A 17,835-nucleotide genomic window follows, 5' to 3' on the forward strand; every position below is an offset into this window, starting at 1 on the left:
CACAAGTGACCGTTGTGGGAATGGATTTGCTCCATTCACTACCCCAACATGTCTGGACAGCCCTCTTGTCTGACTGGTTGCGGGCCATCCCGAGCATCGGGGAGACGGGTTGCACGGCGGACGGACCGGTGGTCCGGGGCAACACGAAGGCGCCCGGCCGGGAGATTCCCGGCCGGGCGCCCCAGTGGTCCGCGTGGGTCAGTCGTTGGCGACCACGGGGTAGCGCGGCTCGTTCTCGGCCATCTGCCGCAGCGCGTCCTTGCGGTCCCGCTTGGAGAGCCGGTCGATGTACAGGTAGCCGTAGAGGTGGTCGGTCTCGTGCTGGAGGCAGCGCGCGAAGTAGCCGGTGCCCCGGACCTTGATCGGGTTGCCCCGCTCGTCCTGGCCGGTCACCTCGGCGTAGTCGGGGCGCGCGAGCGAGGCGTACGCCGTGGGGACGGACAGGCAGCCTTCGTTGCTGTCGTCGAGCCGGCGCCGCTCGGCGGGCAGGTCGACCAGCTTCGGGTTGCACACCACGCCGACGTGCCGGACGCCCTCGTCGTCCTGGCAGTCGTAGACGAAGACCTTCAGGTCGACACCGATCTGGTTGGCGGCCAGGCCCACACCCTCGGCGGTGCGCTGGCTGGCGAACATGTCGGCGACCAGCTGCTGGAGCTCCTCGCCGAACTCGGTGACGTCCTGGCACTCCTTGTGCAGGACCGGGTTGCCGACGACCGTGATCGGCCGCGAGGTGCCGCGCTCACGCCAGGCATTCTCGCGCTCCTCGCAGTTCTCCGTGTCGACGACATAGCCCTCGTCGTCGACGGGGAGCACGCCCGCGTGCTGCTGATCGGTGTCCTGCTGCGCCATGACCGACGTACGCCTTCCTCAAAGAACAGGGGGGAGATGTTGCTGGTACAGGTTACGTGTCCGCCCCCCGAAGGGGCGCGGGGAACCGCACGGCCGGGCGCGGTCCTCAGCACACCTCTTCGAGATCCCGCCAGTCACGCGAATCCGGACTGTCGGCGACCCAGCCGTCGAGCAGCCCCCGGACCAGCGAGGCCGGCGCGGCCACCCCGCACTCCCGCTCGGGCACCCACAGCTGCCCGTCCGTCCGGTGCCCCAGCGGCCCGGGATGCCCCGGCTCGCTGTGGTCGTGCGGGTCCAGGTGCACCCCCTCCCCCTCGTCGGAGGGCATCCGGGACTCGCTGCACATCCGGCACAGCAGCCGCACCGAGGACGACCAGTCCTCCGCGGCGAATCCCGCGTCGGCGGCCAGCTGCTCCAGCGCGTCCCGGTCGGCCTCGGTGGCCGCCTCCAGCAGGACCACCCAGGTCGGCACGGGGGAGGGCGCCCACAACTCGATCTCGTCGAAGACCGGGTAGGAGTGCCCGGTGGAGGTGGTGCGCTCGCCGTGCGGAACGCCGTCGTGCAACACGACCTCGCCCCAGCGTCGCCCGGACGAGGGAAGCGGGATGGACAGCACCTCCAGCCGGGCCGGGTCCAGCCGGCGGCCCCAGACCACCTCGGCCTCGCCCTCCGGGGAGAGCCGTACGGCCGCGCTGCCCAGCTCCATGCCCAGCGGTTCGGCGGTGGCCAGCGATCCCCCGGGCACCTTCAGCCCGTACGCCTGCCAGGCGCGGCGGGCCAGCGGCCAGTCCTGCAGGGCGGTGGCGGCGATGCCGACGTTCCACCAGTCGGGCGCCCCGGTGTCCTTGTCGAGCAGGGCGACCGCGCGCAGTCCGGCCGCGCGGGCCTGCTCCCAGTCGTGCCGGAACTTGTGCAGCAGCGCGAGGTTGAACCAGGACTCCGACAGCCAGGGTTCGAGGTCGGCGGCGCGTGTCAGCAGTTCGCCCGCGTCCTCGTACCGGCCGTCGCCGATGAGTGTGAACGCGCGGTCGGTGGCCTGCCGCCAGGAGGCGGAGGGCCGGTGCCGTCCCTTGCCGAAGATCCTCACGATTCCCGCCTGCCAGTTCCAGTTCCGCACAGTGGGCTGGCTTGTGCCCCCGGACACCCTCTCCCTCGCATCCAACCACGTACGGTGGGAAAGGCGCTCATTACCCATGGGTTACCCAGCCCGGCGCGGGATCAGACCATCCCGGCCGCCTCACCGGCACGCGTTCCCGCGCCGTCCGGGGCTGGGCCAGGACCCGGGCGAGCGACTCCACCACCTCGGGGGCGTAGTCCCCGGCGGTGCCGAGCCGCAGTTCCTCCAGCGCGCGCCGGGCGCCCCGGGGGCCGGCGTCCCGGCTCTTCTCCTCGTAGGCGTTGACCGCGCGGACGATGCGGGCGGCGAGCGGCTGCTCGGGGTAGGGGTCGGCCTGCCGCTCGACGACGTCGGCGACGGCCGGGTCGACCCCGGTCTGCCGGACGACGGCCCCGCCGAGCAGGGCGATGCGCCGCTGCTCCGCCGCGGGCAGGGCGGCGGTGGCGCCGGCCGGGACCGGGTCGACCAGGCTGAGCTGTCCGATGTCGTGCATCAGGGCCGCGTACTCCAGCACGGTCAGTTCCGGTCCGGTCAGCCGCAGGTCGCGGCCGACGGCGACGCTGAGCGCGGCCACCCGGCGGGCGTGCCCGGCGGGGGTGCAGCCGGCGATCTCGGTGGCGCGGGCCAGGGAGGCGATGGTCTGCCGGTAGGTGGCGCGGACCGCCGCGTACCGGCGCACGGACAGCTGGACGAGCAGCAGGGGCAGGCAGAACACGGGCAGCGCCCACAGCCCGGCGACGGCCACCGCGAGCGCCATCACCGCGCCGGTCGCGACGACGGCGGAGCCGATGCCGAGCAGCCCGCGCACCTCCTCGCGCAGCAGCGGGCCGAACGGCCGGCCGGTGCGGCAGTGGGCCAGCGCGGCGGCCAGGGCCGTGCCGCTCAGGGAGGTCAGGGCGAGCAGGGTGAGCAGCAGCAGGGCGTAGGCGGGGCCGTCCCAGGCGGTGAAGACGCCCTTGTTGTACAGGGGTTGGAAACACAGGGCGGCGAAGCCGACGGTGAGGACCCGGCGGGCCAGGTGGTCGGCGGTGGGGGCGCGGCCGGACCAGATGTGCGGGACGGCACCGAGCAGCGCGGCGACGAGCACGACGGTGACGACCTGGGCGGCGTCGTGCTGGCTGGGCCGGCCGGCGACGGCGCCCAGCAGGGCGTACGACAGCGAGCCGGCGGCGCCGAGCGGCGCTGCCTGACGGGCCCGGTCGTCGCTCCAGCGGGTCAGCTCGCCGACGGTGACGAGCAGGCCGAAGGCGAGCGCGTCGCCCCGGTCGGCGAGGCCCGTCCACAGGGTCTCGGCGACGGAGCCGGCCGCGACGAGGGCGGCGGCGGTGTGGATGAGCCCCAGCACGGTCATCGGTGGGCCCCGGTGCGCGGGGTCCGCTCGGCGGGCGCGGTGCCGTACGCCGGTTCGTCGGCGGTGACCGCCGGGCGCCAGCCCTCCCGGCGCAGGGCGCGGACCAGCGCGCGGACCATGCGGGGGTCGAAGTGCGCCCCGGCGCAGCGCTCCAGCTCGGCGACGGCGGCCTCGACCGGGCGGGCCCGGCTGTAGCAGCGGGTGGAGGTCATGGCGTCGAAGGCGTCCGCGACGGCGACGATCCGGGCGCACTCGGGGATGCGGTCGCCGGCCAGTCCGTAGGGGTAGCCGGTGCCGTCGAGCCGTTCGTGGTGGTGGAGGATGGCGGTGCGGGCCTCGCCGAGGAAGGAGATCCCGCGGACCATCTCGTGGCCGTACTCGGGGTGCAGTTCGATGATCCGCCGCTCCTCGGGGGTGAGCGGCCCGTCCTTGCGCAGCAGCCGGGTGGGCACGCCCAGCTTGCCGACGTCGTGCAGGATGCCTGCGAAGCGCAGCACCTCCACCCGGTCGTCGTCCAGACCGAGTTCGCGGGCGATCAGCACCGAGGCCTGGCCGACGCGTTCGCTGTGGCCGCGGGTGTAGCCGTCCTTGATGTCGACGGCCTGGACGAGGGCGCGGATGGTGGCCTGGTGGGCGGCGCGCTCGCGGTGGTACTGGGCGAACACCCACCAGGAGACGCACATGGGCAGCAGCACGAGCAGCGCGGACACCGGTCCGTAGGGGCTGCGCCACAGCACGGCCATCATCAGGCCGGCGAGTCCGTGCACCGCGACGGGGGCGAGCGAGCGGGCCAGCAGGGCGCGCCAGGTCCGGCACGGCGGCACCAGCCCGGCCGCCGCGCGCAGGCCGCCGTCGAGCGCGGTGAGCACCAGGCAGAAGGCGAGCACGGCCGCGCCGGCGGGCAGCAGGGCGTACGGGAAGTCGGCGCCGGCGACGGCGTCCCGGCCGCCGAGCGCCTCGTGCACCCGGGCGGCGGCCCATACGGCGAGCGCGGGCCGCGCGGCCCGCCATACCCGGCGGGGCAGGGCGGGCCGGTGGTCGACCGGGCAGAGCAGGGCGGCCGGGACCGGGACGAGCGCGGCGGCCGACGGCGGCAGCAGGAACGCTCCGGCGAGCAGCACGGGGTAGAAGGTGCCGCCGAAGCGCCGGTGCACGGCGTGCTCACAGGCCGCGTAGAGTGCGGCGAGCAGGGCCGGTGCCAGCCAGGAACCGGGGGTGTCCGGCGGCCGGGACAGGCAGGGGGCGGCCAGCAGGGCGACGGCGGCCACATAGCCGCGTGTCCTCGCCGGTACCGCGTCCATCACGCCCCTCCCCGACCGCGTCTGTCCAGGCTCGGAGCCTAGGGCGGCAATCGGGGGGTGTGGGGCTTATGACCTGAGGATTAGCACGTACGGGTGATTTGACCCGGCGTGTCAGGTCTCCTGGGGCGCGGTCGGCGCCCGGGTCACGTCGTGCTCCGGCACGGTCTGGCCGGAGCGGATCAGCTCGATCCGCCCCATGACCTTGGCCCGCAGGTCGGCCGGCACGTCGTCATGCCCGCAGCACCGCTTGACCAGCTTCTTCACGGCCTGTTCCAGCCCGTACTTCTCCAGGCACGGGGAGCATTCCTCGAAGTGGTGCTGGAACTTGTCGCGATCGATGTCCGGCATCTCGCTGTCGAGGAACTCGTACAGGTGGTCGAGGACCTCACTGCAGTCCGTCTCGTGCGGCTCTCCGCAGCTCATGAGCCCGAGCCTTTCGCTTCGTTCGACTCTCCGGCGCCCGCCGGGACCAGCCCGCGCTCACGGGCGTAGTCCTCCAGCATGCCGCGCAGCTGACGGCGGCCCCGGTGCAGCCGGGACATCACCGTACCGATGGGTGTCCCCATGATGTCGGCGATCTCCTTGTAGGCAAAGCCCTCCACATCCGCCAGATAGACGGCGATGCGGAACTCCTCGGGGATCGCCTGCAGCGCTTCCTTCACGTCCGAGTCGGGCAGGTGGTCGAGCGCCTGCGACTCGGCGGAGCGCAGACCCGTCGACATGTGCGACTCGGCGCGCGCGAGCTGCCAGTCCTCGATCTCCTCGGCCGCGCTGCGCTGGGGTTCGCGCTGCTTCTTGCGGTACGAGTTGATGAAGGTGTTGGTGAGAATCCGGTACAGCCACGCCTTGAGGTTGGTGCCCTCGCGGAACTGGTGGAACGACGCGTACGCCTTGGCGTAGGTCTCCTGCACCAGATCCTCGGCGTCGGCCGGGTTGCGCGTCATGCGCAGCGCGGCCGAGTACATCTGGTCGAGGAACTCGAGGGCGTCCCGCTCGAAGCGCGCGCTGCGCTCCGCGCTCGTCTCGGACGCGCCGATGCCCTGGCCCTCGGGCAGCTCCGCCTGGCCGTTCTCGGTCCCTGCGTCGGTCCCAGTGACCGGACCCACCTCCTCAAGATCCCGGGCGGGACCGAAACCGATCCCACTCGTTTCGGAGGATAGAACACCACCCGTACCCGCCGCCGCTCGAATAGGAGCCGTCTTGGCCGCGTGCAGCACCGACCAGTCCAGGTCGGTGCGGCTGTCTCGGGCCGGGCAGATGGTCGAACCCATGCGGCGGACTTCCTCTCCTGCTACGACGTCGGTGCCGGGACGCCGGCACTTCTGACCCCCTCAACAGCGGGCCGCCGCCCGGCATTCCCGGGTCACCCGAGTGCCGTGACCCACTCCAGCACCGCGCCGGTGACGATCTCCAGCGCCCGCTCCTGGGTGATCCCGGCGCGCTTGGGTACGGCGAAGCCGTGATCGGCCCCCGGCACCTCGGCCAGGGCGAAATCGCCCGCGGGGAACTCGGCCGGCTTCCCGAAGGGGTCGTTGCCGCCTTGTACGACCAGCGTGGGCGCCCCGGCACCGAGCAGCTCGTCGGCGCGGGACTTCTCCGGCTTGCCCGGCGGGTGCAGCGGGAAGCTCAGGGCGAGCACGGCGTGCGCGCCGAGTCCGGCCGCCGTACGGCAGGCGACGCGGGCGCCCGCGCTGCGACCGCCGGAGATCACCGGCAGGCCGGGCCGGGTGAGCGCGGGCCACACCCCGCGCCACCCGGTGTCCAGGGTCTTCGGCGCGGGCGCGACCTTCTTGCCGGCCACCCGCCAGGGCTGCTCGACGAGGGCGACGGTCACGCCGTGCGCGGGCAGCGCGCCGGCGAGCGCCTGGAGGTCGCGGGCCTCGATGCCGCCGCCCGCGCCATGGCTCACGGCCAGCACCAGCCGCGCCGTCCGCGCGGGGTGCCAGGTGATCCGGGCGTCCCCGGCCTCCGTACCGACCGTCTCCGTGGTCACTACGGTCACGTCGGTCACGTCGGTCACCTTGGTCACGTTCGCGTTCGTCACATCCGTCACGTTCGTCACATCCGTCACGTTCATCACATCCGTCACGTCAGAAGAGTGTGCCCTCCTCCGGTGCCTCCAGCTCCTTCAGCAGCTCCGGGCCGTTGTTGCGGACGTTGCTGACGGCCGTGGAGACCGGGTAGGCGCGCATCAGGCCGGGCGGGGGCGAGGCGAGCAGGTCGCGCAGGGCGTCGGGGTCGGTGCGGGCGGGGTCGAGCCAGGCGTCCCAGCGGTCCGGGGTGAGCATCAGCGGCATCCGGGGGTGGATGTCGGCGAGGGAGCGGGGGCCTTCGGCGGGGGCGACGGCCAGCGGGGTGCGCTCGGCCTCGGTGGTGATCACCGAGCAGGTGACCCACCAGGCGCGGGGGTGGTCGTCGGGCAGGGTCCGGTCGCGCCAGAACTCGTACAGTCCGGCCATCGCGAACACCGAGCCGTCGGCGGGCAGCACGAAGTACGGCTGCTTTCGGGGCCGCTTCTTCCGGCCCTCGACCTCCAGCTCGCGCTCCTGCTCGCCGGTGACCCACTCGTAGTAGCCGTCGGCGGGCAGGATGCAGCGGCGGGCGGCGAAGGCACGGCGGTAGGAGGGCTTCTCGTGCACGGTCTCCGCGCGGGCGTTGATCATCCGGGCACCGCCCTCGGGGCTCTTGGCCCAGGACGGCACCAGTCCCCAGGTGAGCTTGCGCAGCTGGCGAACCGGACGGGGGGATTCCGCGTCTTTCAAGGGACGGTCCAGGACAGCGTAGACCTCTTTGGTCGGCGCCACGTTGTAGTCCGGTTCCAGGGTCTCCTCGGGCTCCCACTTCTCTATCCCGAAGACACCCGCGAGATCCTCGGGCCTACGACTCGATGCATACCGTCCGCACATAAGTGCCACACTGCCAGACCCGTCACGACAACAGGGAGCCGTCACCGGACATGGCCAGCCTCGCCGCCACCGCGCTGCCCGACCTCTGGGACCGGCTCACCGGCACCCAGCCCGCCCCGGCACTGTGGGTGGTGCTGGCCACGCTCGCCGCCGCGCTGGCCGTCGTGGTCCCGCACCCGGCGTGGCGGATGTCCCGCAACGCGATCACCATCGCGCACGAGGGCGGCCACGGTCTGCTCGCGCTGCTCACCGGCCGGCAGCTCACCGGCATCCGGCTGCACTCCGACACCAGCGGCCTCACCGTGAGCCGGGGCAAGCCGTACGGGGCCGGCATGATCCTGACCGCCGCCGCCGGCTACCCGGCCCCCTCCCTGCTGGGCCTCGGCGGGGCCGCGCTGCTGGCGGCCGACCGGGTCACCCTGCTGCTGTGGGCGGCGACCGCGCTGCTGGTGGCGATGCTGGTGATGATCCGCAACGCCTACGGCGTGCTGACCGTGGTCCTCGCCGGCGGCACGTTCCTGCTGGTGTCCTGGCTGGCGCAGCCGCAGGTGCAGGCGGCGTTCGGGTACGCGGTGGTGTGGTTCCTGCTGCTCGGCGGGGTCCGGCCGGCCTTCGAACTCCAGGCCAGGCGGTCCCGGGGCGGCGCGGGCGACTCGGACGCCGACCAGCTGTCCCGGCTGACGCACGTACCGGCGGGCCTGTGGCTGCTGCTGTTCCACGCGGTGTCGCTGTGCTCGCTCGTCGGCGGTGGCCGCTGGCTGCTGGAAGGTTGACCCCGGGCCCTCCTTATAAAGTGGCCCCATGGCCCCGAACAGCTCCTCCACCGCCCTCTGGCCCGCCCCGCACGCGAGCGGAGCCGTCGACGCGACGGTCCACGTGCCGGGGTCCAAGTCGGTCACCAACCGCGCCCTGGTGCTCGCCGCCCTGGCCTCCGAGCCGGGGTGGCTGCGCCGACCGCTGCGGTCCCGCGACACCCTGCTGATGGCCGGTGCGCTGCGGACCATGGGCGTGGAGATCGAGGAGGGCGTCGGTCCCGACGGCACCGGTGAGGCCTGGCGGGTGCTGCCCACGGGGCTGCGCGGCCCGGCCACGGTGGACGTCGGCAACGCGGGCACGGTGATGCGGTTCCTGCCGCCGGTGGCCGCGCTGGCCGACGGTCCGATCCGGTTCGACGGGGACCCCCGGTCCTACGAGCGCCCCCTGAACGGTGTGATCGACGCGCTGCGGCAGCTGGGCGCCCGGATCGACGACGACGGCCGGGGCGCGCTGCCGCTGACCGTGCACGGCGGCGGGGCCCTGGACGGCGGCCCGGTCTCGGTCGACGCCTCCTCCTCGTCGCAGTTCGTCTCGGCGCTGCTGCTGTCCGGCCCGCGCTTCAACCAGGGCGTGGAGGTCCGCCACACCGGCGCGACCCTGCCCTCGATGCCGCACATCCGGATGACGGTGGACATGCTGCGCGCGGTCGGCGCCCAGGTGGACACCCCGGAGTCGGGCGGCGAGCCGAACGTGTGGCGGGTGACGCCGGGCGCGCTGCTCGGCCGGGACCTGACCATCGAGCCGGACCTGTCCAACGCGCAGCCGTTCCTGGCGGCGGCCCTGGTGACCGGCGGCAAGGTGCTGATCCCGGACTGGCCGGCCCGCACCACCCAGCCGGGTGACCGGCTGCGGGAGATCTTCACCGAGATGGGCGGTTCCTGCGAACTCACCGAGTTCGGGCTGGTGTTCACCGGGTCGGGCGCGATCCACGGCATCGACGTGGATCTGGGTGACGTGGGCGAGCTGACCCCGGGCATCGCGGCGGTGGCCGCGCTCGCCGACTCGCCGTCCACCCTGCGTGGCGTGGCCCATCTGCGGCTGCACGAGACGGACCGGCTGGCCGCGCTCACCAAGGAGATCAACGAGCTGGGCGGCGATGTCACGGAGACCGCCGACGGCCTGCACATCCGCCCGCGCCCGCTGCACGGCGGGACGTTCCACACCTACGAGGACCACCGCATGGCCACCGCCGGTGCGATCATCGGCCTGGCGGTTCCGGGTGTGCGGATCGAGAACGTGGCGACGACGGCGAAGACCCTGCCGGACTTCCCCGAGCTGTGGACCGGGATGCTCGGGCAGTAGGGACGTACGCCATGCGCCGCTACGGCAAGCACACCGACGAGGACGACATCCGCAGCCGCCCCAACCGCAAGGGCAACCGGCCGCGCACGAACATCCGGCCCAAGCACGAGGACGCCGCCGAGGGCATGGTCCTCACCGTCGACCGGGGCCGGCTGACCTGCCTGGTGGACGACCGGCCCGTGCTGGCGATGAAAGCCCGCGAGCTGGGCCGCAAGGCCGCCGTCGTGGGCGACCGGGTGGCGCTGGTCGGCGATCTGTCCGGCAAGAAGGACACCCTCGCCCGGATCGTCCGCATCGAGGAGCGCTCGTCGGTGCTGCGGCGCACGGCCGACGACGACGATCCCTACGAGCGCGTGGTCGTCGCCAACGCCGACCAGCTGGCCATCGTCACCGCCCTGGCCGACCCCGAGCCCCGCCCCCGCCTCGTCGACCGCTGCCTGGTCGCGGCCTACGACGGCGGCCTGGATCCGCTGCTGGTGCTGACCAAGTCGGACCTGGCCCCGCCGGACAAGCTGCTGGAGCTCTACGGCGACCTGGACATCCCGTACGTCGTCACCAGCCGGGAGGAGCTGGAGAACGGCGGTGCGGCGGACCGGGTGCGCGCCCACCTCAGCGGCAAGGTCACGGCGTTCGTGGGGCACTCGGGCGTCGGCAAGACGACCCTGGTCAACGCGCTGGTGCCGGAGGAGCGCCGGCGGACGACGGGACTGGTCAACGCGGTGACGGGCCGGGGCCGGCACACCACCACCTCCGCGCTCGCGCTGCCGCTGGCCGGTGCGGACGGCTGGGTGATCGACACCCCGGGCGTGCGGTCCTTCGGGCTCGCCCACATCGACCCGTCCCGGGTGATCCACGCCTTCCCGGACCTCGAACCGGGCACCGCGGACTGCCCGCGCGCGTGCAGCCACGACGAGCCGGACTGCGCGCTGGACGCGTGGGTGGCGGACGGGCACGCCGACCCGGCGCGGCTGTACTCGCTGCGCCGGCTGCTGGCCACGCGGGAGCGCCGGGAAGGCGACTGAGTCCCGCGTTGTTTGCCCGGGCGTCAGTCCGGTGAGTGCATAATCACACCGAGCCGGAGATCCGGATCCAACGGGAGGACAGCACATGGCGTGGCTGCTGGTCATAGTGGCCGGAATATTGGAGACCGGTTTCGCCGTGTGCCTGAAACTCTCACACGGGTTCACGCGCCTGTGGCCGACGATCGCCTTCGCGTCGTTCGCGCTGGGCAGCTTCGGTCTGCTGACCCTGTCCCTGAAGAAGCTGGACGTCGGCCCGGCGTACGCCGTGTGGACCGGGATCGGCGCGGCGGGCACCGCGATCTACGGCATGGTCTTCCTCGGCGACCTGGTGTCCACCTTGAAGATCGTCTCCATCAGCCTGGTCATCGTCGGGGTGATCGGGCTCCAGCTGTCGGGGTCGGCGCACTAGGAGGCCGCGCCGGCCCGGTCAGGTGGCGCGGGAGCACGGCCCGCACCAGCTCCGCGATGCCGCCCTCTCCGGGCGGGGCCGCCACACAGGACAGGGCGAGGCGGACGACCAGTTCGCACGAGAGCAGCAGGTCGGCCGGGGCGGTGCCGGGAGCGGCCAGCGCGGTCGCCGCGCGGTCCCGGACGATCCGTACGAAGTCGCGGGGCGCCGGCAGCGGCCCGTCCGCCCGGCGCTGGGCCGGCACCAGGGCGGTGGAGTGCGTGGCGGTGAGCGGCGGGCTCGGCAGCCGTTCGGTCCAGCAGCCGGTGAGCAGGGCCCGCACCAGCACGTTGTCCCGGGCCGCGGCGGCCGTCCACTCGGCGGTCGCGGTGAGCCGGTCGCAGGCCTCGGCGGGCCCGGCGAGGGCCCGCTCGACACCGGCGAGGTAGCCGTCGGCCTCCCGCCGCACCAGCGCCCGCGCCAGGCCGTCCTTGCTGCCGAACTCGTTGTACAGGGTCTGCCGGGACACCCCGGCCCGCGCGGCCACGTCGACCATGCGCACCGCGGCCCACGGCCGGCGCGCGAGCGCCGCGTAGGCGGCGTCCAACAACGATTCCCGGGCAGCAGGCATCCGCGCCTCCCTGGGCCACAGTGACTTAGCGCCCAGATTTGACGGGCCTGTATGCACTGTCAAGGGTTCGCGAGGGGTGTGGGGGGCGTGCGATGAGGTACGGGGGTGGTGACCGCCGGTACACGGGCCGTGGGCGGCCGTACCGCCGTGACCGGATACCACCGCCCGCCGCCCCCTGTGGCCCCGCGCCGAGCCCGGCGGATACCGTTCGTCACATGCCCGACTACCTCGACGACCTGCGCCTCGCCCACGCCCTCGCGGACGCGGCCGACGCCGCCACCACGGCCCGCTTCCAGGCCCTCGACCTGAAGGTGGAGACCAAGCCGGACATGACGCCGGTGAGCGAAGCGGACAAGGCGGCGGAAGAACTGATCCGCGACCGGCTCCAGCGCGCCCGCCCCCAGGACGCCGTCCTCGGCGAGGAGTACGGCGTCGAGGGCACCGGCCCGCGCCGCTGGGTGGTCGACCCGATCGACGGCACCAAGAACTACGTCCGCGGCGTCCCGGTGTGGGCCACCCTCATCGCCCTGATGGAGGAGGCGGAGGACGGCTTCCAGCCGGTCGTCGGCGTCGTCTCCGCCCCCGCCCTCGGCCGCCGCTGGTGGGCGGCGAAGGGCCACGGCGCCTTCACCGGCCGGGACCTGGCCGCCGGCACGCCCATCCGCGTCTCCCGCGTCGGCAGGCTCGCGGACGCCTCCTTCGCGTACTCCTCGCTCTCCGGCTGGGAGGAGCGGGACCGCCTGGACGGCTTCCTGGACCTCACCCGTCAGGTGTGGCGCACGCGCGCGTACGGCGACTTCTGGCCGTACATGATGGTCGCGGAGGGTTCCGTGGACATCTGCGCCGAACCGGAGCTGTCCCTGTGGGACATGGCCGCCACCGCGATCATCGTCACCGAGGCGGGGGGCACCTTCACCGGCCTCGACGGCCGCCCGGGCCCGCACAGCGGCGACGCGGCGGCGTCCAACGGCCTGCTGCACGACGAGCTGCTGGGGTACCTCGCCCCGCGCCCCTGAGCACCGGCACGCCCCGCGCGCGCCGTCGACGAGCGGCGCGCGCCCCCTTGTTGTCCCTTCCTGTGCCTGTCACCCTGGGCCCACCCCCACTTGTGAACAAGTGAATCCCGGGGTTTCCCGGGATTCCCAGGAGGTGGCCCCTTCATGCTCGTCCGTGACGCCATGAGCACGGTGATCCTCACCCTCGGCCCCGCCCACACCCTCCGCCAGGCAGCCACCCTGATGTCGTCCCGCCGCGTCGGCGCCGCCGTGGTCCTCGACCCGGACGCCGGCGGCATCGGCATCCTCACCGAACGCGACATCCTCGACTCCGTGGGCCTCGGCCAGAACCCGGACGCCGAACCCCTGCACGCCCACACCACCACCGACATCGTCTTCGCCGCCCCGACCTGGACCCTGGAGGAGGCGGCCCGCGCCATGGCGCACGGCGGCTTCCGGCACCTGGTCGTGCTCGACCGCGGCGAGGTGGCCGGGATCGTCTCGGTCCGCGACATCGTCCGCCGCTGGATCCCGGCCCGGGAGCCCGCCCCCGCCTCCTGAACGCGGCAACGGGCGGGCCGCCGGGTCCCTGCCCCGGCGGCCCGCCCGCCTGTTGTGAACGCACGAACGGGCCGGACCCAGAGCACCATGGGTCCGGCCCGCCCAGCCGCGAGGGCGGCCGGCTCAGCCGCGCAGCGCCTGCACCGCGCTCTCCAGCCGCTTGCCGAAGTCGGCGTCGGCGTTGCGGAAGTTGCCGATCGCGCGCTCGATGATGTCCTCGCGCGAGACCTTGGCGATGAAGCCGGCCAGGTTGGCGATCAGCCGCTCCTTCTCCGCCTCGGTCATCAGCCGGTAGAGGTTGCCCGCCTGGACGAAGTCGTCGTCCTCGGCGTGGACCGGCGTCGGGTGGTTGCCGGTGCCGCCGGTGAAGCCGTCGAACGGCTGCCACAGCGCGCGGCCGGTCTGCTGCGGCCCGCCGAAGCTGTTCGGCTCGTAGTTCTTCTCGCCGCCGTGCCGGCCGTCGTAGAGGTAGCCGTCACGGGAGTGGGTGCGTGCCTCGGTGGCGTGCGGGCGGTTGACCGGCAGGTGGTCGGCGTTGATGCCGACGCGGTAGCGGTGCGCGTCGCCGTAGGCGAACAGCCGGCCCTGGAGCATCTTGTCGGGCGAGGGGCCGATGCCGGGCACGAAGTGCGCCGGGGAGAAGATCGACTGCTCGACCTCGGCGAAGATGTTGCGCGGGTTGCGGTTCAGCTCCAGCTTGCCGATCGTGATGACCGGGTAGTCCGCGTGCGGCCACACCTTGGTCAGGTCGAACGGGTTGAAGCGGTAGGTCGCCGCGTCGGCCGCCGGCATGATCTGCACGCCCACGGTCCAGCTCGGGAACTCCCCGCGCTCGATCGCCTCGCGCAGGTCGCGCTGGTGGGAGTCGGGGTCCTTGCCCGCGAGGACCTCCGCCTCCTCGGCGGTGAGGTTCTTGATCCCCTGGTCGGTCTTGAAGTGGTACTTGACCCAGAAGACCTCGCCCGCCTCGTTGCTCCACTGGAAGGTGTGCGAGCCGAAGCCGTCCATGTGCCGGTACGACGCCGGGATGCCGCGGTCGCCGAACAGCCAGGTCACCTGGTGCGTGGACTCCGGCGACAGCGACCAGAAGTCCCACACGTTGTCGGCTTCCTGGCTGCCGGTGTACGGGTCGCGCTTCTGGGTGTGGATGAAGTCCGGGAACTTGATCGCGTCCCGGATGAAGAAGACCGGGGTGTTGTTGCCGACGAGGTCGTAGTTGCCCTCCTCGGTGTAGAACTTCACCGCGAAGCCCCGCGGGTCACGCACGGCGTCCGCCGCGCCGAGGTTGCCCGCCACGGTCGAGAACCGCAGGAAGACCTCGGTCTGCTTGCCGACCTCCGACAGGAAGGCGGCACGCGTGTACGGGGTGACGTCCGCGGTCACGGTGAAGGTGCCGTAGGCACCGGCACCGCGGGCGTGCACGACGCGCTCCGGGATCCGCTCCCGGTTGAAGTGGGCCAGCTTCTCCAGCAGCAGCTGGTCCTGGACGAGGACCGGCCCGCCGACGCCCGCCGTCTCGCTGTTCTGGTTGTCGGCGACCGGAGCTCCGGCCTCCGTGGTGAGCGGTCCCTGCGACACGTGCGCCTCCTGCGTCATCACTGACTTGTCCTGTCCTGTGGCCAAAGCCGTTCCCGATCCTACAATGGACTTTGTCTAAGTCAAGTGATGATCCAAAGTCACACCTATTCCCGATCTGGGGATCCTTCCTGTTAGGCTGGTGGCCATGAGCGACCTTCTGGAACGGCTGCGTGGACGCGGATGGCGGATGACCGCGCAGCGGCGCGTGGTGGCCGAGGTCCTGAACGGCGAGCACGTCCATCTGACCGCCGACGAGGTCCACGCGCGCGCCGTCGCGAGACTGCCCGAGATCTCCCGGGCGACCGTCTACAACACCCTGGGCGAGCTGGTCTCGCTCGGCGAGGTGCTGGAAGTCACGACGGACAAGCGCGCCAAGCGGTACGACCCGAACGCGCACCGGCCGCACCACCACCTGGTGTGCGCCCGCTGCGGCGCGATCCGTGACGTCCACCCGAACGGAAACCCGCTCGCCGACCTCCCCGACACCGAGCGCTTCGGCTTCACGGTGTCGGACGTCGAGGTGACCTACCGGGGGCTGTGCCCGGACTGCGCCGGCGCGTGACCTGAGCGGCCCATCGCGTGACACGCGGCAGAAGGGGGGCGAGAGCCCCCTTTTTTTGCTGCCCGTTTCCGCTGACCCACCTTTGCGCCGCCCGGATCGGGCGGACGTCACTGTCCGGATCAGGCGAGCGCCGGAACGACCGAGGGCCGGAACCCATTTCTGGATTCCGGCCCTCGGCCTTCAGTAGCGGGGACAGGATTTGAACCTGCGACCTCTGGGTTATGAGCCCAGCGAGCTACCGAGCTGCTCCACCCCGCGTCGATGAACAAGACACTACGTGACTGTTGAGCCGGGATGCAAATCCCTTGGCGGGTGAGTGGCCGGGGTCACGCCGACAGCTCCTCGCGCAGCGCGTCCCGCAGTCGCCCCGCCCGCTCCGCCACCTCCGCCGGACCCAGCTCCACCGCACGGGCGGCCCAGCGCTGCCCCTCCGCCAGCTCGCCACGACGCGCGTAGACCAGGGCCAGCCGCAGCGCGGCCCGCCCGTGGCCGGCGTCGGCCGCCCGGGTCCACCACACCGCCGCCTCCGGTTCGCTGCCCTCACGGGCGAGCAGCAGCCCGAGGTTGAAGGCGCCGTTGCGCGAGCCGGCCTCGGCCGCCGTCCGGTACCACCGCGCCGCCTCCACCACGTCCCCCCGGGCGGCGGCCAGCATCCCGACCCGGACCTGGGCCCGCCGGTGCCCCTGGGTGGCGGCCCGCTCGTACCACTCCTCGCACTCGGTCTTCTCGTGCACGATCTCGCCCAGCTCGTGCGCGGGCTCGGGCGGCCGGCGCGCGTCGAGCAGGGTGGCCAGCCGGTATGCGCCCTCCGCGCTGCCGCCCCCCGCGGCGCAGCGCAGATGGCGTTCGGCCTCCCGCTCGTCGCCCTCGCGCAGCCGGGCGATCCCCACCTGGAGGGCGGCCTCGGCGTGTCCGGCGGCGGCGGCCCGCTCGTACCAGCGCAGCGCCATCCGCTCCTCGCCGCGTCCGGCGTAGAGGATGCCGAGGTTGAACGCGGCGTCCACGCTTCCGGCCTCGGCGGCCTTGGAGAACCACGGCTCGGCCCCGGTCGTGTCGCCGCCCTGGAGCAGCAGGATGGCCAGCGCGTTGGCGGCCTCCCGGTGCCCGGCGTAGGCGGCCCGCCGGTACCACTGTTCGGCCTGCGCGGTGCGGCCCTGCTCGGCGCAGAGCAGGCCGAGGTTGTAGGCGCCGTTGTCGTCGCCGGCGTCCAGCGCGGCCCGGTACCAGCGCTCGGCGGTCTGGGTCTCGCCGCGCTCCGCGTGCAGCGCGCCCAGGGCGTTGGCCGCGTTGCCGTCGCCCTCCTGGGCGGCGCGCAGCCACCACACGGCGGCGCTCTCGGTGTCGCCCGCGTCGCGCAGCAGGAAGCCGAGGGCGCAGGCGGCCCGCGGCTCGCCGTCCTTGGCGGAGGTCAGGTACCAGCGCCCGGCCTCCTTCAGCTCACCGCGCCGCTCCAGGATCGCCCCGAGCTGGAGCGCGGCCTTCCGGTGCCCGCGCGCCGCGGCCTGCCGGTACCACTGCTCGGCCTCCGCGACCCCGTTGTCCGGGCCGTTTCCCTCCCCGGGCCACTCCTCCCCGTGCCCGGCGGCGCGGTCCAGCGCCCGGGCCAGCCGGTAGGCGGCCTCGCGGTGCCCGCGCTCGGCGGCGGACCGCATCCAGTGCTCGGCGCCGGCGTCGCCGCGGTGCTCCAGCAGGTCGGCGAGGGCGTAGGCGCCGAGGACATGGCCCTGCTCGGCGGACTGGCGCAGCCAGTACTCGGCGGCCGGCTCGTCCCCGCGCTCGCGGTGGTAGCGGCCGAGGGCGTGCGCCGCGGCGGCGGACCCGGCCACGGCGGCGATCCGCCACCAGCCGGCCGCCTCCTCGGGATAACCGCGCTGGTGCAGCAGGACGCCCAGGTTGTTGGCGGCGGCCCGGTCACCGGCCGCGGTGGCGGCGCGCAGATGGGGTTCGGCCGCGTCCAGCTCGCCGCGGCGCAGCAGCATCGCCCCCAGGACGCTGGCCGCCTCGGCGTCCCCGCTCTGCGCGGCGAGCGCGAGGCGCGTCTCCTCGGCGGCCTCCCCCATGTCCGCCAACTCGTCGCGGGCCGACTCCGTACCGGAAGACTGCGCAAATCGCCCTGACTCGAACAGAGTTGCCTTCTCCCCCATAACGTCCATCGTCGCACCACCTGCAACCTGGGTACACCCGGTATACCGCAGCAGCCCGTAAGGTCACTTCGGCGTTTTGTCGACATGCCCACAGAGTGACAAGTCAAACACACACCCCCCAACTCCCCACGGCGGCGCGGCCGTCACTCCCCTCGGTATGTGAGTTCGCACACCACGAAGGCCCGGATCCCTTTTCCGGATCCGGGCCTTCGACGTGAGTAGCGGGGACAGGATTTGAACCTGCGACCTCTGGGTTATGAGCCCAGCGAGCTACCGAGCTGCTCCACCCCGCGCCGTTGCGTGTCAACCGTA

General features: G+C 73.0%; 18 protein-coding genes and 2 tRNA genes. 7 read left to right on the forward strand and 13 right to left on the reverse strand.

All coding sequences use genetic code 11. The annotated features are described in order from the left end of the window. Window positions 1–198: 198 nt before the first annotated feature. From def to Srubr_RS25490, 8 genes are all read right to left on the reverse strand, one after another. Window positions 199–849: a peptide deformylase gene (def, locus tag Srubr_RS25455; RefSeq protein WP_189751270.1), complete on the reverse strand. Its 651-nt coding sequence runs from the start codon at window positions 847–849 to the stop codon at window positions 199–201. A gap of 106 nt (window positions 850–955) precedes the next feature. Beyond that, a complete protein-coding gene (locus Srubr_RS25460) occupies window positions 956–1,936 on the reverse strand; it encodes a hypothetical protein (RefSeq protein ID WP_189999396.1) in 981 nt (326 codons plus the stop codon). A gap of 100 nt (window positions 1,937–2,036) precedes the next feature. Further along, window positions 2,037–3,317, reverse strand: a complete 1,281-nt coding sequence (locus tag Srubr_RS25465) for an HD-GYP domain-containing protein (RefSeq protein WP_189999397.1) — start codon at window positions 3,315–3,317, stop codon at window positions 2,037–2,039. After that, window positions 3,314–4,618, reverse strand: a complete 1,305-nt coding sequence (locus Srubr_RS25470) for an HD-GYP domain-containing protein (protein ID WP_189999398.1) — start codon at window positions 4,616–4,618, stop codon at window positions 3,314–3,316. Before Srubr_RS25470 ends, Srubr_RS25465 begins: the two co-directional genes overlap by 4 nt. Before the next feature lie 111 nt (window positions 4,619–4,729). After that, window positions 4,730–5,041, reverse strand: coding sequence for a mycothiol system anti-sigma-R factor (gene rsrA, locus Srubr_RS25475; protein WP_030609759.1), 312 nt, complete (start codon window positions 5,039–5,041; stop codon window positions 4,730–4,732). Continuing rightward, window positions 5,038–5,724 carry an RNA polymerase sigma factor SigR gene (gene sigR, locus Srubr_RS25480; protein ID WP_189999448.1) on the reverse strand — a complete coding sequence of 229 codons (687 nt, stop codon included), beginning with the start codon at window positions 5,722–5,724 and terminating at the stop codon, window positions 5,038–5,040. The genes rsrA and sigR overlap by 4 nt, the downstream gene beginning before the upstream one ends. Window positions 5,725–5,981: 257 nt before the next feature. Beyond that, window positions 5,982–6,689, reverse strand: coding sequence for an alpha/beta hydrolase family protein (locus tag Srubr_RS25485; RefSeq protein WP_373313647.1), 708 nt, complete (start codon window positions 6,687–6,689; stop codon window positions 5,982–5,984). Between the two features lie 19 nt (window positions 6,690–6,708). Continuing rightward, entirely contained in the window at window positions 6,709–7,524 is an 816-nt protein-coding gene (locus tag Srubr_RS25490) for an SOS response-associated peptidase (protein ID WP_189999399.1), read from the reverse strand. 50 nt (window positions 7,525–7,574) lie between these two features. Between Srubr_RS25490 and Srubr_RS25495 the strand changes: the two genes are divergently transcribed. The 4 genes from Srubr_RS25495 to Srubr_RS25510 all read left to right on the forward strand — a co-directional run bounded on the left by Srubr_RS25495 (window position 7,575) and on the right by Srubr_RS25510 (window position 11,073). Continuing rightward, a complete protein-coding gene (locus tag Srubr_RS25495) occupies window positions 7,575–8,297 on the forward strand; it encodes a M50 family metallopeptidase (RefSeq protein ID WP_189999400.1) in 723 nt (240 codons plus the stop codon). A gap of 28 nt (window positions 8,298–8,325) precedes the next feature. Continuing rightward, the gene (gene aroA / locus Srubr_RS25500; RefSeq protein WP_189999401.1) at window positions 8,326–9,642 is read left to right on the forward strand and encodes a 3-phosphoshikimate 1-carboxyvinyltransferase; all 1,317 of its coding nucleotides are present in this window, start codon (window positions 8,326–8,328) and stop codon (window positions 9,640–9,642) included. A gap of 11 nt (window positions 9,643–9,653) precedes the next feature. Then, window positions 9,654–10,664 (forward strand): ribosome small subunit-dependent GTPase A, encoded by a 1,011-nt coding sequence (gene rsgA, locus Srubr_RS25505; RefSeq protein ID WP_189999402.1) that lies wholly within the window; start codon window positions 9,654–9,656, stop codon window positions 10,662–10,664. A gap of 85 nt (window positions 10,665–10,749) precedes the next feature. After that, on the forward strand, window positions 10,750–11,073 hold the full coding sequence (locus Srubr_RS25510; protein ID WP_030787784.1) for a DMT family transporter: 324 nt from the start codon (window positions 10,750–10,752) through the stop codon (window positions 11,071–11,073). Here the strand turns inward: Srubr_RS25510 and Srubr_RS25515 are convergent. Next, on the reverse strand, window positions 11,027–11,683 hold the full coding sequence (locus tag Srubr_RS25515; protein ID WP_189999403.1) for a TetR/AcrR family transcriptional regulator: 657 nt from the start codon (window positions 11,681–11,683) through the stop codon (window positions 11,027–11,029). The two genes, Srubr_RS25510 and Srubr_RS25515, sit on opposite strands and share 47 nt — an antisense overlap. A 215-nt stretch (window positions 11,684–11,898) precedes the next feature. Here Srubr_RS25515 and hisN point away from each other — a divergent pair, with 215 nt between their 5' ends. After that, window positions 11,899–12,699, forward strand: coding sequence for a histidinol-phosphatase (hisN, locus tag Srubr_RS25520; protein ID WP_189999404.1), 801 nt, complete (start codon window positions 11,899–11,901; stop codon window positions 12,697–12,699). Window positions 12,700–12,843: 144 nt separating this feature from the next. Next, window positions 12,844–13,239: a CBS domain-containing protein gene (locus Srubr_RS25525; RefSeq protein WP_189999405.1), complete on the forward strand. Its 396-nt coding sequence runs from the start codon at window positions 12,844–12,846 to the stop codon at window positions 13,237–13,239. A 123-nt stretch (window positions 13,240–13,362) separates the two neighbouring features. Here the strand turns inward: Srubr_RS25525 and Srubr_RS25530 are convergent, their stop codons facing one another. Then, window positions 13,363–14,817: a catalase gene (locus Srubr_RS25530; RefSeq protein ID WP_189999406.1), complete on the reverse strand. Its 1,455-nt coding sequence runs from the start codon at window positions 14,815–14,817 to the stop codon at window positions 13,363–13,365. Window positions 14,818–14,962: 145 nt separating this feature from the next. On the opposite strand from Srubr_RS25530, the gene Srubr_RS25535 reads away from it, so the two are divergent. Continuing rightward, window positions 14,963–15,379, forward strand: a complete 417-nt coding sequence (locus tag Srubr_RS25535) for a Fur family transcriptional regulator (protein WP_189999407.1) — start codon at window positions 14,963–14,965, stop codon at window positions 15,377–15,379. A gap of 184 nt (window positions 15,380–15,563) precedes the next feature. Here the strand turns inward: Srubr_RS25535 and Srubr_RS25540 are convergent. The 3 genes from Srubr_RS25540 to Srubr_RS25550 form a co-directional block, all read right to left on the reverse strand. Further along, window positions 15,564–15,637, reverse strand: a tRNA-Met gene (locus tag Srubr_RS25540). Window positions 15,638–15,705: 68 nt separating this feature from the next. Further along, window positions 15,706–17,532 carry a tetratricopeptide repeat protein gene (locus Srubr_RS25545; protein WP_189999408.1) on the reverse strand — a complete coding sequence of 609 codons (1,827 nt, stop codon included), beginning with the start codon at window positions 17,530–17,532 and terminating at the stop codon, window positions 15,706–15,708. A gap of 210 nt (window positions 17,533–17,742) precedes the next feature. Further along, a tRNA-Met gene (locus Srubr_RS25550) sits at window positions 17,743–17,816 on the reverse strand. Between the last annotated feature and the right edge of the window lie 19 nt (window positions 17,817–17,835).

It is taken from the genome of Streptomyces rubradiris (assembly GCF_016860525.1).
Lineage (GTDB): Bacteria > Actinomycetota > Actinomycetes > Streptomycetales > Streptomycetaceae > Streptomyces > Streptomyces rubradiris.

What these genes read in the sequence shown, in the direction of transcription:
- def (WP_189751270.1), bottom strand. Translation starts at nt 849, where the DNA reads ATGGCGCAGCAGGACACCGATCAGCAGCACGCGGGCGTGCTCCCCGTC.
- Srubr_RS25465 (WP_189999397.1), bottom strand. Translation starts at nt 3,317, where the DNA reads ATGACCGTGCTGGGGCTCATCCACACCGCCGCCGCCCTCGTCGCGGCC.
- Srubr_RS25470 (WP_189999398.1), bottom strand. Translation starts at nt 4,618, where the DNA reads ATGGACGCGGTACCGGCGAGGACACGCGGCTATGTGGCCGCCGTCGCC.
- rsrA (WP_030609759.1), bottom strand. Translation starts at nt 5,041, where the DNA reads ATGAGCTGCGGAGAGCCGCACGAGACGGACTGCAGTGAGGTCCTCGAC.
- Srubr_RS25490 (WP_189999399.1), bottom strand. Translation starts at nt 7,524, where the DNA reads ATGTGCGGACGGTATGCATCGAGTCGTAGGCCCGAGGATCTCGCGGGT.
- Srubr_RS25495 (WP_189999400.1), top strand. Translation starts at nt 7,575, where the DNA reads ATGGCCAGCCTCGCCGCCACCGCGCTGCCCGACCTCTGGGACCGGCTC.
- aroA (WP_189999401.1), top strand. Translation starts at nt 8,326, where the DNA reads ATGGCCCCGAACAGCTCCTCCACCGCCCTCTGGCCCGCCCCGCACGCG.
- rsgA (WP_189999402.1), top strand. Translation starts at nt 9,654, where the DNA reads ATGCGCCGCTACGGCAAGCACACCGACGAGGACGACATCCGCAGCCGC.
- Srubr_RS25510 (WP_030787784.1), top strand. Translation starts at nt 10,750, where the DNA reads ATGGCGTGGCTGCTGGTCATAGTGGCCGGAATATTGGAGACCGGTTTC.
- Srubr_RS25515 (WP_189999403.1), bottom strand. Translation starts at nt 11,683, where the DNA reads ATGCCTGCTGCCCGGGAATCGTTGTTGGACGCCGCCTACGCGGCGCTC.
- hisN (WP_189999404.1), top strand. Translation starts at nt 11,899, where the DNA reads ATGCCCGACTACCTCGACGACCTGCGCCTCGCCCACGCCCTCGCGGAC.
- Srubr_RS25525 (WP_189999405.1), top strand. Translation starts at nt 12,844, where the DNA reads ATGCTCGTCCGTGACGCCATGAGCACGGTGATCCTCACCCTCGGCCCC.
- Srubr_RS25535 (WP_189999407.1), top strand. Translation starts at nt 14,963, where the DNA reads ATGAGCGACCTTCTGGAACGGCTGCGTGGACGCGGATGGCGGATGACC.
- Srubr_RS25545 (WP_189999408.1), bottom strand. Translation starts at nt 17,532, where the DNA reads ATGGACGTTATGGGGGAGAAGGCAACTCTGTTCGAGTCAGGGCGATTT.